This is a genomic window from Streptomyces sp. NPDC025618 (assembly GCF_055558795.1).
Genome location: NZ_JBVHLW010000009.1, coordinates 157,964 through 172,561 on the forward strand (window position 1 = coordinate 157,964; position 14,598 = coordinate 172,561).

A 14,598-nucleotide genomic window follows, 5' to 3' on the forward strand; every position below is an offset into this window, starting at 1 on the left:
CCGGTAGGAGTAGGGGGCATCAAGTGCGCCCCCCGGCGGTCCGCCGGTCGACGCTCCGGGCGTCGAGGCCGGACAGGCCGCGCACGGCGACATAGACCTTCTCGCGTCCGGGGAGCGAGACCCGGCCGCGCAGCACCGCCTCGGGGTCCTGGGCGATGCGGTCCAGGAGCCTGCGGTAGATGCCCGACATGGCGGCGACACAGGCGCCGCTGCGGCGGTCGAGCATGGGCAGCAGCTTGGTGCCCTCGGCGAACAGCGCGCGGGCGCGCCGCACTTCGAAGTGCACCAGCCCGGTGAAGTCGGACCCGGCGGGCGGCCGCACGGAGTGGAAGCCCGCGGAGCAGCCGAACTTGGCGAGGTCGTCGGAGGGCAGATAGGTGCGGCCGTTGGCCGCGTCCTCGCGGACGTCGCGCAGGATGTTGGTCAGCTGGAGCGCGAGCCCGAGCGTGTCGGCGTACTCCGCGGCGCGCGCGGCATCCCGTGCGCCTGGCACGGTGCCGAACACCCCGAGCGAGAGCCGTCCGATGGCACCCGCGACACAGCGGCAGTACGCCGCGAGGTCGTCCCAGGTCTCATAGGTCTCCCCGCGCACATCCATCTGCACACCGTCGATGAGCTCGTCGAGCCCGCCGAGCGGGATCGGGAAGCGGCGCGCGGCATGGGTGAGCGCGACGGCCACCGGGTCGGTGTCGTCCTCCTCGACCTTGCCCTCCCTGATGCGGGCGAGCAGCGCCCGGGTCTCCTCGAGCCGGTGCCGCTTCGATTCCGCGTCCAGTGGGCCGTCGCCGATGTCGTCGACCCGCCGCGAGAAGGCGTACAGCGCGGACATGGCGCGCCGCTTGGCGGTCGGCAGAAGCCTGATGCCGTAGCTGAAGTTACCGGCCTGCTGGCCGGTGACTGCCTCGCAGTAGCTGTACGCGGCGAGTACCGGCGCGGACGCGTCTGGCGATCCGTTCACGGTCCCGCTCACCCCTCTCTTCGCAGTGTCGCTCCCACCTCGCGCAGCAGGCTGAGCTTGGTGGGCTTGGGCGGTCCCGGCAGTACGTCGTATCCCGCGGCGGAAACCGCTCTGAGCGCGGCCCTCCCCCCGCCCACGAACCCCGCGAGCAACAGCTTCAACCTGCCGTGGACGCTACCCACCAGGGGGGTGCCTTCATTCAGCAGTTCCCCGGCGCGTTCCGCCTCGTACGCGACCAAGCTGCGCAACGACGCGCCGCTGGTGGGACGGGCGAGGTCGGCCTCGCCGACGCGGAACCGTTTCATGTCCTCGGCCGGGAGATAGACGCGGTCGCGCCCGAGGTCCTCGGCGACGTCCTGCAGGTGTTCGACGATCTGCAGAGCTGTGCAGACCGCGTCCGAGCGGCGGATCCGCTCGGGGCTCGCTGTGCCGGTGATGCCCAGGACCAGGCGGCCGACAGGATTGGCGGACAGCTCGCAGTAGGCGAGCAGATCCTGGTAGGTGGCATAGCGGCGGACGCGCTGGTCCTGCCGGTTCGCCTCGACCAGGCCCAGGAAGGGCTCCGGGGTCAGGCCGCACCGGCGGACGGTCGGCCGCAGGCGGAGCAGCAGGGGGTGGCGCGGTCCGGTGCCGGAGCGGTCGAAGACCCGGCGCAGGTCGGCCTCGAAGGCGTCGAGCATGGCGAGACGGTCGTCGGTCTGCTCGCGGTGGAGGCCGAGCAGTTCGGCGTCGCGGCCGCCGGGGGCGAGATCGCCGTCACCGATGTCGTCCACGAGTCTGGCGAAACCGTAGACGGCCATGAGATCGTCCCGCCAAGCGCGTGGCACGAAGAAGGGCGCCACGGGGAAGTTCTCGTGCGCGGCCTTGTCGAGCACGGCGCGCTCGTGCGCGTCCGTCCCCGCCGTCACCGCGGGCTGCCCGGACCGGGGACGGCGGACACGCCTCGGAGCTGGAGAGTTCCCGTAGCCATTGCCGTCACATCTCCCGTTCTACACTGCCGACCCAGAACATCCCATTTCGGACACGCCGCAGGACAGACCTCCCCTGTCCCCCCCTTGACACCTCCCGCTGACCACCCGCGAAGCCAGCTCAGCGGACGGAGATACACCGGTATCGCCCCGCTTCTCCGCAAATCAGCACGGTACAGCGTACGCCGTACAGGTGTCCGACGCGCGCCCGGGTAGGTGCTTGATCCATACAATGCCACGCGGGGAACGAATCAACCCTGTCAATAAGTGAGTTGATCGTTACGGAAAGGTCAAGACCCCCGCCGGACGCGTCACAGCGGGGGCCTCGGGGGCACTGCCGGTCTCGCCGGACTAGCGGGCCGTCTCCTTCTCGTAGGCCCGTACGACTTCCTCCGTGGGGCCGTCCATGAGCAGCTGGCCGTGTTCGAGCCAGAGCACGCGGTCGCAGGTGTCGCGGATGGACCGGTTGTTGTGGCTCACGAGGAAGACCGTGCCGGCGCCCTTGCGCAGCTCCCGGACGCGGGCCTCGGAGCGCTTCTGGAACGACCGGTCGCCGGTGGCCAGCGCCTCGTCGATCATCAGCACGTCGTGGTCCTTGGCCGCCGCGATGGAGAACCGCAGGCGGGCCGCCATGCCGGAGGAGTAGGTGCGCATGGGCAGGGTGATGAAGTCGCCCTTCTCGTTGATGCCCGAGAAGTCGACGATCTCCTGGTAGCGCTCGCGGATCTGCTCCCGGCTCATGCCCATCGCCAGACCGCCGAGCATCACGTTCTTCTCGCCCGTGAGGTCGTTCATCATGGCCGCGTTGACGCCCAGCAGCGAGGGCTGGCCGTCGGTGTAGACCTTGCCGCGCTCGGTGGGCAGCAGCCCGGCGATCGCCTTCAGGAGGGTCGACTTGCCGGAGCCGTTGGACCCGATGAGGCCGATCGCCTCGCCGCGGTAAGCGGTGAAGCTCACACCCTTGACGGCGTGCACCTCGCGGACGCCCGCGTTGGGCTTGCGGCGGATGAGCCGGTTGAGGGCCGCGGTGGCGCTGCCCCGGCCCGTGTTGCCGCCGTAGACGCGGTAGACGATGTGCACGTCGTCCGCGATCACGGTCGGCACCTGGGAGGTCGACATGGGCGCCTTCGCGACGCTGTGCTGCTCAGCCACGGCCGTACTGCTCCTCAGCCTTCCAGAAGAACACGAAGCCCCCGATGCCGATCAGCAGCGACCAGCCGACCGCCAGCGCCCACACGTGCTGCGGCAGGTCGATGTGCTTGTGCGCGGCGTGGCCGCTGATCAGCGAGGAACGCATCAGGTTGATGAAGACGGCCGCCGGGTTCGCGCTCAGCACGTCGATGAGCCAGCCCGGGGAGTGCTGCTTCTTCAGCGCCTCGACCAGGTTGTACATCACGCCGGACGCGTACATCCAGGTGCGCAGGATGAACGGCAGCAGCTGGGCCAGGTCCGGGGTCTTGCTGCCCGCGCGGGCCAGGATCATCGCCAGGCCGGTGTTGAAGACGAACTGCAGCGCCAGCACCGGGACGATCAGCAGCCAGGACAGCTGCGGGGTGTGCCCGAAGCCGAGCAGGAAGAGGAAGAGCACCACCATCGAGAACATCAGCTGCTGGAGCTGCTGCAGCGCGAAGGAGATCGGCAGTGCCGCCCGGGGGAAGTGCAGGGCCCGCACCAGCCCCAGATTGCCGGAGATCGACCGGACGCCCGACATCGCCGAGCTCTGGGTGAAGGTGAAGACGAAGATGCCCGTCACCAGGAACGGGATGTACGTCTTGATGCCCATGCCCTTGCTCTGGCCCATCAGCAGGCCGAAGATCAGGAAGTACACCGTGGCGTTCAGCAGCGGGGTCGCCACCTGCCACACCTGGCCCAGCTTGGCCTGACTGTACTGAGCGGTCAGCTTGGCGCGGGAGAAGGCGACGATGAAGTGCCGTCGGTCCCACAGCTGCCGCGCGTACTCCACCAGTCCGGGCCGGGCACCGCTCACCGCGAGGCCGTACTTCTGGGCCAGCTCGGCGGCGGAGAGTCCGTCGTCGGGTGTCGGCGGGGCACTCATGGCGACCGCACTGTCGTGCGTTGTCTCGCTCACAGTTGACACTTTCGTCCTCAAGGTGCGCTCCCGGGGCCGGGCCCCGGTTCGCGCCTGATGCTCATCGACAAGAGCTTGTCAGATCACGGGAGGGCGACCCAGTCGGGTCAGGCGCCACACGGTACGCCACTTCATGGGACGGCGTGGGCCGCACGGCGTCGACCAGCCCTCCCGGAAGCCGCCGAACCAGGCGCGCAGCGCGGGCAGCGAGGGCCGCCGCGCCAGGGTCAGCAGCAGCCACACCCCCACGTAGACCGGGACGAGGGGGGCGGGCAGATTGCGCCGCGCCAGCCAGACGCGGTTGCGGGCGACCATCCGGTGGTAGACCGCGTGCCGGCTCGGGGCCGTCGTCGGGTGGTGCAGCACCATGTCCGCGCGGTAGTCGATCATCCAGCCCGCGTCGAGGGCCCGCCAGGCGAGGTCGGTCTCCTCGTGCGCGTAGAAGAAGTCGTCGGGCAGCCCGCCGACCTCGGCGAAGACCCGGGTACGGGCGGCGTTGGCGCCCCCGAGGAAGGTCGTCACCCGCGAGGACCGCAAGGGGTCCGAGGCGCGCAGCCGGGGTACGTGGCGGCGCTGGGTGACCCCGGTGTCGGGGTCGGCGATGCGGAAGCTGATGATGCCCAGCCGCGGGTCGTCCGTGAACGCCCGCCGGCACAGCTCCGCCGTGTCCTGGCCCGGCAGCAGTCCGTCGTCGTCCAGGAAGAGCAGCACGTCGACGTCGCGCCCGGCGGGGCCGAACGCCTCGATGCCGACGTTCCGGCCGGCCGGGATGCCGACGTTCTCGGACAGCTCGACCGTCCGCACCGTCAGTCCGGGCACGGCGAGCGGGGGCAGCGGGGAGCCGTTGCCGACGACGACGACCTCGATCGGGTCGCCGTCCTGCTTGGCCACGGACTCCAGCAGCGCGCGCAGCTCGGCGGGGCGGTTGCCCATGGTGAGGACGACCGCGCCGACCTTCAGTGAGGGGGCACTCATTTGAGCCTGCTCGAAGCGAGGATGGACACGAGGTGCAGCACAGTCTGCAGGACGGCGACGGCCGCGAGCAGGACGACCGCGATCCTGGTGAACAACAGGTCGTGATGGAAGAAGTCCGCGATGCCGGCCACCAGGATCACCAGCGACGCCTCGACGCCGCCGACGAGCCGGTGGAACTTCAGCGCGGCCGCGGCCTTGCGGGCCAGCGCCATGCCGGACGAGCGGGGCGTGGCCGCGGAGTCCTCCACGGCCGCCATGCCGCTGCGGGCGCGGGCCACGTCGACCAGGTCGGTCTCGGCCTTGATCAGGATCGCGCCGAGCGCGGCGACCGTGCCGAGGAACGCCCACTGCCACTGGGTGGCGGCGCCGTCCTTGTGGAAGACGTCCGCCGCGCGGATGCCGAAACCCACCAGAAGAGCGGCCTCGGAGAGGTAGTGCCCCACCCGGTCGAGGTAGACACCGGTCGTCGAGGTGACCTTGCGCCAGCGCGCGAGCTCGCCGTCGACGCAGTCCAGCAGCAGGTACAGCTGGATGAGCAGCATGCCCAGGATCGCGCCGGTGAGGCCCGGCACCAGCAGGGCCGCGCCCGCCGCCACGCCGGCGAGGATCATCAGGCCGGTGTACTGGTTGGGCGTGAGCCTGCTGTTCAGCAGCACCCGGGTGCAGCGCAGCGAGACCTCGCGCATGTACAGGCGCCCGGCCCAGTGCTCACCGCTGCGCCGGTCCTTGAGGCCGCCGGGGTGCACGACCGGACGGAGTTCAGCTAGTGACGGTTTTGGCATAGTCGGCGTAAGCGTCCCTGATCTGGTCGGTGGAGAGGGCGAGGTGCTCCAGGATCGTGTAGCGCCCGGGGCGGGTCTGCGGGGCGAACTCCACGGCCCGCACGAACTCCTCGGTGCTGAAGCCGATCTCCTGCGGCAGCACCGGCAGCCCGTGGCGGCGCAGCACCTCGACCATCAGCGCGGACTCCGCGCGGGCTCCGCGCAGGTACATCGCGAAGGCCGCGCCGAGGCCGCACTGCTCGCCGTGGCTGGCGGCCCGCTTGGGGTAGAGCAGGTCGAAGGCGTGGTTGATCTCGTGGCAGGCGCCCGAGGCGGGGCGGCTGTCGCCGGCCACCGACATCGAGATGCCGGTGAGGACCAGGCCCTCGGCCAGCACCTGGAGGAAGCCGTCGTCGCCGACGCCGCCGGGGTGGCGCAGCACGGCCTCGCCGGCCTGCCGGGCCATGGCGGCGGCCAGGCCGTCGATCGACTCGCCCGTCTCGCGGTGGGAGAGCTCCCAGTCCGCGACGGAGGAGATGTTGGAGATCGCGTCGCCGATGCCGGACCGGACGAACCGGGCCGGGGCCTCGCGGATGACGTCGAGGTCGATGACCACGGCGATGGGGTTGGGCACGCCGTAGGAGCCGCGGCCCGCGTCGTTGTCGAGGGTGGCGACCGGCGAGCAGAGGCCGTCGTGCGACAGGTTGGTCGCGACGGCCACCAGCGGCAGGCCGACCCGCGCGGCGGCGTACTTCGCGCAGTCGATGATCTTGCCGCCGCCGAGGCCCACGACCGCGTCGTAGTGCCCCTTCTTCATGGCGTCGCCCAGCTTGATCGCGTCGTCCAGCGTGCCGCCGCCGACCTCGTACCAGGTGGCGCCGGGCAGCGCCGGGGCGAGCCGCTCGCGCAGCACCGCCCCGGAGCCGCCGCTGATGGCGATGGCCAGCTTGCCGGAGCTGGAGATGCGCTGGTCGGCGAGGACGCCGGCCAGATCGTCCAGCGCTCCGGCGCGGATGTCGACGACGACCGGCGAGGGGATGAGCCTCGTCAGTACTGGCACGCGATCCCCCGGCCCTTGGCGAGGTCGTCGTGGTTGTCGATCTCGACCCACTTGACGTCGCCGATGGGCGCCACGTCGACCTTGAAGCCGCGGTTGACGAGCTCCTGGTAGCCGTCCTCGTAGTAGAGGTCGGGGTCGCGCTCGAAGGTGACCTTGAGGGCGTCGGCCAGCTCGGCGGCGGCCTCGCCCTCGATCAGGGTGACACCGATGTACTCGCCGGTCGCCTCGGCCGGATCCATCAGCTTGGTGATGCGCTGGACGCCCTTGTCGGGGTCCACGACGACCTTCATCTCCTCGTCGGCCAGCTGCTTGACCGTGTCGAGGGCGAGGATGATCTTCTGGCCGTTGCCGCGGGCGGCGAGCAGGGTCTTCTCGACGGAGACGGGGTGCACGGTGTCACCATTGGCGAGGATCACGCCGTCCTTGAGGGCGTCCCGGCCGCACCACAGGGAGTAGGCGTTGTTCCACTCCTCGGCCTTGTCGTTGTCGATCAGGGTGAGGCTCAGGCCGTACTTGGCCTCCAGGGCCTCCTTGCGGGCGTACACCGCCTCCTTGCGGTAGCCCACGATGATCGCGACCTCGGTCAGACCGATCTCGGCGAAGTTGGCCAGAGTGAGGTCGAGGATGGTCGTATCGCCGTCCACCGGCACCAGGGCCTTGGGCAGAGTGTCGGTGTAGGGACGCAGACGCCGTCCGGCGCCGGCGGCCAGCACGAGGCCGATCATGCGGGTTCTCCTGATTCGTCGTGTACTGCGGGCGCCCCGGAGGACACCCAGAAGCGGATGCTCTCGATGAGCACCGTGAGCGCGATGGCGGTCGCGAGGACCGTCAGCGCGATCGTGAAACCTTGGTCGTGCCACAGGGCGGCGGCGATCGAGACCGCCAGGATCCGCCCCTCGTGCCCGCCGATCGCCCGCACCAGCCAGTGCGGGGGCGCCCCGGTGCCACCGCGGATGCGGTACACCGTGTCGTAGTGATGGTAGGCGACCGCGGCCACCAGGCCGAAAGCCGCGGGCAGGGCCCCGGGGACGCCGGAGGTGGCGGCGAGGGCGAGGATCATGCCGTACTCGGCGGCCCGGAACACCGGCGGTACGAGCCAGTCGAGCGGGCCCTTGAGCGGGTGCGCGACGGCCACCCCGGCGAGGATCGCGTAGACGACGGCCTGCGGCACGGCCCGCCAGGTGCCCACCGAGTGCGCGACCAGCGGCCAGACGAAGAGCGCGGCGGTCCCGAGCAGCGCCCAGTAGGGGGCGCTGTAGGTGCCGGCCGCCATCGTCCGGCCGAGCGTGCGGCTAGCGAGCTGTGCGAGGGGCCCGGAGTCGGCGAGGTCGGCGAGCGCCCGGGCGGCGCGGTCGGTGCGGCGGGCCTTCCTGGTCAGGGAGCGCAGCACGCGGCCCGCGGTGGTGTAGCAGGCGGCCAGCGCGCAGCCGATGAGCAGGGCGCAGAAGACGACGCGGGGCGTGGTGAGGGCGGTGAGGACCGCGATCATCGCCCAGCGCTCGCCGATGGGCAGCACGATCATGCGGCGGGCCCAGACCGTCCAGCCGACGCTGTCGAGCCGGTCGGAGAGGGCGGCGGTGGGGCTGGTGTTGGCCGCGGCGTCGTGGTTGGCCTCGTTGAAGGAGAAGTCGACGACGTGGCGGCAGGTCTGGAGGACCATCGCGCCCAGCGCGAGCGCCCAGACGTCGTCGGTGCCGCCGCCGCGGGCCGCGCCGACGGCGAGGCCCGCGTAATAGGCGTATTCCTTGGCGCGGTCGAAGGTCGCGTCGAGCCAGGCGCCGAGCGTGGAGTACTGCAGGGAGTAGCGGGCCAGCTGGCCGTCCGTGCAGTCCAGGACGAAGGAGAAGAGGAGCAGCACGCCCGCGGCGACGAAGCCGGGCCGGGTGCCGGTGGCCGCGCAGCCCGCCGCGATCAGGGCGGTGAGCAGGGAGGCCGTGGTGACCTGGTTGGGGGTCAGGCCGCGGCGGGCGCACCAGCGCGCGAGGTAGCGGGAGTACGGGCTGATGAAGAAGGTGGTGAAGAAGCCGTCGCGGGACTTCACGGCGGAGCGCAGCCGTACGGCCTCGTCGTCGACGGACCGGACGTCGGCCTCGGCCTTGGCCCGGATGTCGGCGTCGGCCGGCACGGTGGCGACCAGGACGCCGAGGTCGGGGCGGTGCGGGGCGACGCCCTCGGCCTCCAGCCGGTGGGCGAGGGCGTCGGGCAGGGCGGCCTCGGGGCCGTCCTCCGGCAGGGCCGCTCCGGTGGCCGCGCGCGCCAGGGCGGCGCGGGCCTCGGGCCGCGCGGTCAGCGCGCCCTCGACGGCGGCGGCGGGGAAGCGGGGGTCGGTGAGCGCCAGGCGCAGGGCGTGGACGTGACCCACGAAGCGGGCGTCGACGAGCGCGACCCGCTCCTCGGCGGGGACGGCGGCGAGCTCGGTGGTGACGGCGGCGGCGTCAGCGGCCACGCGTACGCGAAAGCCCAGGGACCGCAGGTCCTCCTCCAGGGAGGAGCCGACAGGCGGCGAACCGGTGACGATGGCGGTCGACAGACGAACTCACTCCTTGGAAGCGGATGCGGCCGCCTCGGTCCGCGGGGCGTCCGGGCAGCGGGCGTGGCACGCGCCGGCCTTACGGGGCGGGCGGCGTGCGGGCACGTCGGCAGAGGCTATCGGATCAACGGAAGGTGCCGTTCACCGCACGTGTGCCCGGGCTTCCCCGACACTGACTGGACGCTCGGGCCGCCTGTGGGGTTCCGGGAGGCGTGCGGAAGGGGGGCACCGCGGGGGCGGACAGAGGTGAAGGGACAGGACCCTTGCCCGGGCTGGATTAGGGTGCCGACATGACATGGCTGATCACAGGTGGAGCCGGGTACATCGGGGCGCACGTGGCGCGGGCGATGGTGGACGCCGGGGAGCGCGTCGCCGTGCTGGACGACCTGTCCACGGGCGTGGCCGGACGGCTGCCCGCGGAGTGCGCGCTGGTGCGGGGCTCCGTGCTGGACCGTGAGCTCCTGGACCGCACGTTCGCCGGGCTGGAGGTCACCGGTGTGGTGCACCTGGCGGCGAAGAAGCAGGTCGGGGAGTCGGTGGAGAAGCCGCTCCTGTACTACCGGGAGAACCTGCACGGCCTGACGGTCCTGCTGGAGGCGGTGGTCGCGGCGGGCGTCGGGAGCTTCGTCTTCTCCTCCTCCGCCGCCGTCTACGGCATGCCGGACGTCGGCCTCGTCACGGAGGAGACGCCGTGCCTGCCGATGAACCCCTACGGCGAGACCAAGCTCGCCGGTGAGTGGCTGGTCCGCGCCACCGGGGCCGCGCACGGGCTGTCCACCGCGTGCCTGCGCTATTTCAACGTGGCGGGCGCGGCCGTGCCGGAGCTGGCCGACACCGGGGTCTACAACATCATCCCGATGATGTTCGACCGGCTCACGCGGGGCGAGAGCCCGCGCATCTTCGGTGACGACTACGACACACCCGACGGCACCTGTGTCCGTGACTACATCCACATCGAGGACCTGGCCACCGCCCACCTGGCGGCCGCCCGGCGGCTCGCGGAGCGGCCGGGCACGGGCGACCTCACGCTGAACGTGGGCACGGGCAGCGGTGTGTCCGTACGGGAGATGGCGGACCTGATCGCCGAGGTGACCGGCCGCGCGGAGCCCGCGCCCGTCGTCGAGCCGCGCCGTCCGGGTGATCCGGCGCGTGTCGTCGCCTCGAACGAACTGATCGCGAAGGAGCTCGGCTGGAGCCCGGTGCACGGGGTGCGGAGCATGGTCGCCTCGGCCTGGGAAGGCTGGTGCCACCACCATCGCGAGGCCCGCTCCTGACCGGTCGCCGCAGGTCGGACCCATGACCGTCCCTGTTGGCATCGCCGCAGGTCAGAGCATATGACAACGGTGTTCAGTGCCGCGTTGCCCGATACCCCCCACCCGTAGTTCACTGGGTGCCCGGCCGGCGTCCGCCTGCCGGGCGGGCATCGTTTCGTAAGGCGGCTTCCATGGGCGCAGGGCACGACCACGGCCATTCGCACGGACCCCCGCCCGGGGCGACCGGCACGGCCGCCGCGGCCTACCGGGGCCGGCTGCGGATCGCGCTGGGCATCACCCTGACGGTGCTCGTCGCGGAGATCGTCGGCAGCGCGCTGACCGGCTCGCTGGCACTGCTCGCGGACGCCGGGCACCTGGCGACCGACGCGGTCGGGGTGGGCATGGCGCTGGTGGCGATCCACTTCGCCAACCGGCCGCCCGGCGGCCGCCGCACCTACGGCTACGCCCGTGCGGAGATCCTGGCCGCCCTGCTGAACTGTCTGCTGCTGCTCGGCGTGGGCGGTTTCATCCTCTTCGAGGCGATCAAGCGGCTGGCCAGCCCCACCGAGGTGCCCGGCGGCACGACGGTGGTCTTCGGCCTGGTCGGTGTGGTGGCCAACCTGATCTCGCTGGCCCTGCTGATGCGCGGCCAGAAGGAGAGCCTCAATGTGCGCGGGGCGTTCCTGGAGGTCCTCTCGGACGCCCTGGGCTCCCTGGCCGTGGTGATCTCCGCCCTGGTCATCATGGCCACGGGCTGGACGCAGGCGGACCCCGTGGCGTCCCTGCTGATCGGCCTGATGATCGTGCCCCGCACGCTCAAGCTGCTGCGGGAGGCGCTGGACGTCCTGCTGGAGGCGGCCCCCAAGAACGTCGACATGGACGAGATCCGGTCACACATCATGGCGCTGCCCGGGGTGGCCGACCTGCACGATCTTCATGTGTGGACGATCACATCCGGGATGCCGGTGCTGTCGGCGCACGTGGTCGTCGACCACGTGACGCTGGACTCGGCCGGACACGAGAAAATGCTCCACGACCTGCAGGGCTGCCTCGGCGAGCACTTCGACGTCGAGCACTGCACCTTCCAGCTGGAGCCCGGCGGCCACGCGGCGCACGAGGCGCGACTCTGTCATTGACGCCACGACGGCGTACGGCAGACTTGAGGGTCGAAGACCGACTACGAGGATGGTCAATGCCGATCACACCTGCCAAGGGCCTGTCCGCCGACGACTCGACGGTTCCCACCTCCGACGGCACAGCTGAACCGATCATGCTGGAACTGGTCGACGAGTCCGGCAGAACCATCGGCACGGCCGAGAAGCTCTCCGCGCACATCGCCCCCGGGCGGCTGCACCGCGCCTTCTCGGTCTTCCTCTTCGACGAGCAGGGGCGGCTGCTGCTCCAGCGCCGGGCGCTCGGGAAGTACCACTCCCCCGGCGTCTGGTCCAACACCTGCTGCGGCCACCCCTATCCGGACGAGCCGCCGTTCGTCGCGGCGGCCCGCCGCACGGGCGAGGAGCTGGGCGCCGCGCCCTCGCTGCTGCGCGAGGCGGGCACCGTGCGCTACAACCACCCCGACCCGGCGTCGGGCCTGGTCGAGCAGGAGTTCAACCACCTCTTCGTGGGCACCGTGAGCGCGGCGCTGCGCCCGGACCCGGAGGAGGTCGAGGAGACGGCCTTCGTGACCCCGGCCGAGCTCGACGAGCTGCGGGAGAAGTTCACGTTCTCGGCGTGGTTCATGGATGTGCTGGACACCGCGCGTCCGGTGGTGCGCGAGATCACCGGGGACGCAGCGGGCTGGTAGCCGGCGTGCCGAGCGGCAGGGCGGCCCAGACCACCTTGCCGCCGCTCGCGGTGTGCTCGACGTCGCACAGGCCGCCGGCCTCGTCCGAGATGGTCTTGACCAGCAGCAGGCCCCGGCCGCCGATGCGGTCGTCGTCCGCCTCCAGGGGCTTGGGCCGGTACGGGTGGTCGTCCTCGACGGCCACCCGTACCCAGTGCGGGCCGATGGAGACCTCCACGGCGACCTCGGGCGAGAGCAGCGCGGCGTGCTGCACGGCGTTGGTGACCAGCTCGGAGACGATCAGCAGCAGGCCGTGCAGGAGGTCGTCGCGCAGCGGCACCCGCTGACGGCCCAGCAGGTCGCGGACGGCGTGTCTGGCGCGGGGCACGGAGGAGTCCCGTGCGGGAGCGGTGAACCGCCAGGCGCCGTCGAACTCGATCGGTCTGCGCGGCGGCGGGACCTGTCCCGGTTCGGGCGGAACGCTCCCGAGGATCTCCATGTCCGATACCAACCCCTCACCGTGGTCGACCGCCCCTCGAGTGTTGGGAACGTAAGGGTCCGCACCGGCATTCTGAACACAAGTCAGCGCCTATCGACGGGATTTGATCGCGTGCGTATGCCAGCGTCACCCACGCGACTGTTCCTGGCCGCCCTGGCCGCTGTTCGCTGAACGATCCGGAACACCTTCTTCCGAGACCGCCTCCGAGACCAGGCCGACGACCCGGCGGCCCCCGACCCCGAGGGCAATCAGGCCGAGCCCGTCGAAGAGCAGGGCGAGGGAGAAGAAGGTGCCGATCACATAGCGGCTGCTGTGCGGCCAGTCACCGAGCACCAGGATGCCCAGCAGCAGCCCGAAGGCGCCCTGCACGAGCGTCCAGCCCATCTGCGGGCCGCGCACCACCAGGCTGCCCACCAGCCGGAAGACGCCGCCGGTCAAAAAGAGCAGCGCGGCGAACATCGTCAGGCCCACGGCCGCGACCTCGGGCCGCCGGATCACCACCACGCCCGCGGCGATGTTCAGCGCCGCGACCACCACGCCGAGCCAGAAGAAGCTGCTGCCCCGCGACTGGACGGCGTGCACCAGGCCGACGAGCCCGCCGAGCAGCAGCAGCCAGCCGAAGAGAAGCATCGTGGTGAGGGTCGCGAACCCCACATAGGCCAGCCCCACCAGCCCGGCGAGCACCAGGATCCCGCCCAGCAACGCCAGCACCCCGAAATTGCGGCTGAGCCTGTGGCCCGGTGACCGCCTTGTGCCCCTGGACATGAGCGCCTCCTCGTAGCGCCCCCTTTTTTGATCATAGGTCGGATCATGGAATCGCGCCCGGATAGCATCCGGACCATGGAGCCCGCACTGCATCTGGACATCGCCGACGGCACCGCGACCGTCCGTATCGCCAACCCCGCCAAGCGGAACGCCATGACCAACGGCATGTGGCGGGCCCTGCCCGGCCTGCTGGAGCGCTGCGCGGCCGAGGAGGCGGTACGCGTCCTGGTGCTCACCGGCGAGGGCGACACCTTCTGCGCGGGCGCCGACATCTCCTCGCTCACCGACGGCGGCGAGGGCTCCCGCGATCTGGCCGTCGCGGCCGAGGAGGCGCTGGCCGCCTTCCCCAAGCCGACGCTCGCGGCCGTCCGCGGCTACTGCGTGGGCGGTGGCGTCCAGCTCGCGGCCGCCTGCGACCTGCGCTTCGCGGCGGAGGGCGCGTCCTTCGGGGTGACCCCGGCGCGGCTGGGGATCGTCTACGCGGCGTCGTCCACCCGGCGGCTGGCCGCCCTGGTGGGGCCGTCGACGGCCAAGTACCTGCTGTTCTCCGCCGAGTTGATCGACACCGAACGGGCACTGCGCACCGGCCTGGTGGACGAGGTGTGGCCGGCGGAGTCGCTCGGGGAGCGGGTGGCGGAGTTCGCGCGGGTGCTGGCGTCGCGGTCGCTGCTCACACAGGTGGCGGCGAAGGAGTTCACCGCGGCGGAAGGGGACGCGCGGTGGGAGCACTGGGCGCGGGAGGCCCGCGGCAGCGGTGAGGCGGCGGAAGGCGCCGCGGCGTTCCTGGAGCGACGGGCTCCGCGGTTCGCCTGGCGGGTGCCCGGTCCGGCCTGACGGCCGCGGGGGGGGGGGGGGGGGGGGGGAGCGTAATTTCTCCCCCACCCATCTCCCTCGGCCCCCCCCACCCTCCCCCCCCCGCCGCTCGTCGCTCCCTTATGCAACCTTCCCCCCCCCCCC

Annotated in this window: 15 protein-coding genes; 4 read left to right on the plus strand and 11 right to left on the minus strand. The window is 71.5% G+C overall.

All coding sequences use genetic code 11. The features are described from left to right. Positions 1-19: 19 nt before the first annotated feature. From hpnD to ACZ4A5_RS11800, 9 genes are all read right to left on the minus strand, one after another. Positions 20-970 (minus strand): presqualene diphosphate synthase HpnD, encoded by a 951-nt coding sequence (hpnD, locus tag ACZ4A5_RS11760; RefSeq protein ID WP_467581609.1) that lies wholly within the window; start codon positions 968-970, stop codon positions 20-22. Continuing rightward, positions 967-1,833 (minus strand): squalene synthase HpnC, encoded by an 867-nt coding sequence (gene hpnC / locus ACZ4A5_RS11765; RefSeq protein WP_467581732.1) that lies wholly within the window; start codon positions 1,831-1,833, stop codon positions 967-969. Before hpnC ends, hpnD begins: the two co-directional genes overlap by 4 nt. 444 nt (positions 1,834-2,277) lie before the next feature. Beyond that, entirely contained in the window at positions 2,278-3,045 is a 768-nt protein-coding gene (locus tag ACZ4A5_RS11770; RefSeq protein WP_467581735.1) for an ABC transporter ATP-binding protein, read from the minus strand. Positions 3,046-3,070: 25 nt separating this feature from the next. Then, complete coding sequence (locus ACZ4A5_RS11775; RefSeq protein ID WP_467581612.1) at positions 3,071-4,015, minus strand: ABC transporter permease; 945 nt, start codon at positions 4,013-4,015, stop codon at positions 3,071-3,073. Between the two features lie 78 nt (positions 4,016-4,093). Continuing rightward, positions 4,094-4,990 (minus strand): glycosyltransferase family 2 protein, encoded by an 897-nt coding sequence (locus ACZ4A5_RS11780; RefSeq protein ID WP_398868619.1) that lies wholly within the window; start codon positions 4,988-4,990, stop codon positions 4,094-4,096. Continuing rightward, positions 4,987-5,772 (minus strand): CDP-alcohol phosphatidyltransferase family protein, encoded by a 786-nt coding sequence (locus ACZ4A5_RS11785; RefSeq protein ID WP_467581616.1) that lies wholly within the window; start codon positions 5,770-5,772, stop codon positions 4,987-4,989. Before ACZ4A5_RS11785 ends, ACZ4A5_RS11780 begins: the two co-directional genes overlap by 4 nt. Beyond that, on the minus strand, positions 5,750-6,811 hold the full coding sequence (locus ACZ4A5_RS11790) for an iron-containing alcohol dehydrogenase family protein (protein ID WP_467581619.1): 1,062 nt from the start codon (positions 6,809-6,811) through the stop codon (positions 5,750-5,752). The genes ACZ4A5_RS11785 and ACZ4A5_RS11790 overlap by 23 nt, the downstream gene beginning before the upstream one ends. Beyond that, complete coding sequence (locus ACZ4A5_RS11795; RefSeq protein ID WP_467581622.1) at positions 6,799-7,536, minus strand: phosphocholine cytidylyltransferase family protein; 738 nt, start codon at positions 7,534-7,536, stop codon at positions 6,799-6,801. Before ACZ4A5_RS11795 ends, ACZ4A5_RS11790 begins: the two co-directional genes overlap by 13 nt. Continuing rightward, positions 7,533-9,341, minus strand: coding sequence for a DUF5941 domain-containing protein (locus tag ACZ4A5_RS11800; RefSeq protein WP_467581737.1), 1,809 nt, complete (start codon positions 9,339-9,341; stop codon positions 7,533-7,535). The genes ACZ4A5_RS11795 and ACZ4A5_RS11800 overlap by 4 nt, the downstream gene beginning before the upstream one ends. A gap of 290 nt (positions 9,342-9,631) precedes the next feature. Here ACZ4A5_RS11800 and galE point away from each other — a divergent pair, with 290 nt between their 5' ends. The 3 genes from galE (at position 9,632) to idi (ending at position 12,398) form a co-directional block, all read left to right on the plus strand. Next, the gene (gene galE, locus ACZ4A5_RS11805; RefSeq protein ID WP_467581625.1) at positions 9,632-10,615 is read left to right on the plus strand and encodes a UDP-glucose 4-epimerase GalE; all 984 of its coding nucleotides are present in this window, start codon (positions 9,632-9,634) and stop codon (positions 10,613-10,615) included. Positions 10,616-10,785: 170 nt separating this feature from the next. Next, positions 10,786-11,730 carry a cation diffusion facilitator family transporter gene (locus ACZ4A5_RS11810; RefSeq protein WP_467581628.1) on the plus strand — a complete coding sequence of 315 codons (945 nt, stop codon included), beginning with the start codon at positions 10,786-10,788 and terminating at the stop codon, positions 11,728-11,730. Between the two features lie 56 nt (positions 11,731-11,786). Next, a complete protein-coding gene (gene idi / locus ACZ4A5_RS11815) occupies positions 11,787-12,398 on the plus strand; it encodes an isopentenyl-diphosphate Delta-isomerase (RefSeq protein ID WP_398868614.1) in 612 nt (203 codons plus the stop codon). Here the strand turns inward: idi and ACZ4A5_RS11820 are convergent. Both ACZ4A5_RS11820 and ACZ4A5_RS11825 read right to left on the minus strand, forming a co-directional pair. Further along, on the minus strand, positions 12,373-12,876 hold the full coding sequence (locus ACZ4A5_RS11820) for an ATP-binding protein (RefSeq protein ID WP_467581632.1): 504 nt from the start codon (positions 12,874-12,876) through the stop codon (positions 12,373-12,375). The two genes, idi and ACZ4A5_RS11820, sit on opposite strands and share 26 nt — an antisense overlap. Before the next feature lie 126 nt (positions 12,877-13,002). Continuing rightward, positions 13,003-13,641, minus strand: coding sequence for an HdeD family acid-resistance protein (locus ACZ4A5_RS11825; RefSeq protein ID WP_467581635.1), 639 nt, complete (start codon positions 13,639-13,641; stop codon positions 13,003-13,005). Between the two features lie 75 nt (positions 13,642-13,716). Here ACZ4A5_RS11825 and ACZ4A5_RS11830 point away from each other — a divergent pair, with 75 nt between their 5' ends. Then, the gene (locus tag ACZ4A5_RS11830; RefSeq protein WP_467581638.1) at positions 13,717-14,475 is read left to right on the plus strand and encodes an enoyl-CoA hydratase/isomerase family protein; all 759 of its coding nucleotides are present in this window, start codon (positions 13,717-13,719) and stop codon (positions 14,473-14,475) included. The last annotated feature ends 123 nt before the right edge of the window (positions 14,476-14,598 follow it).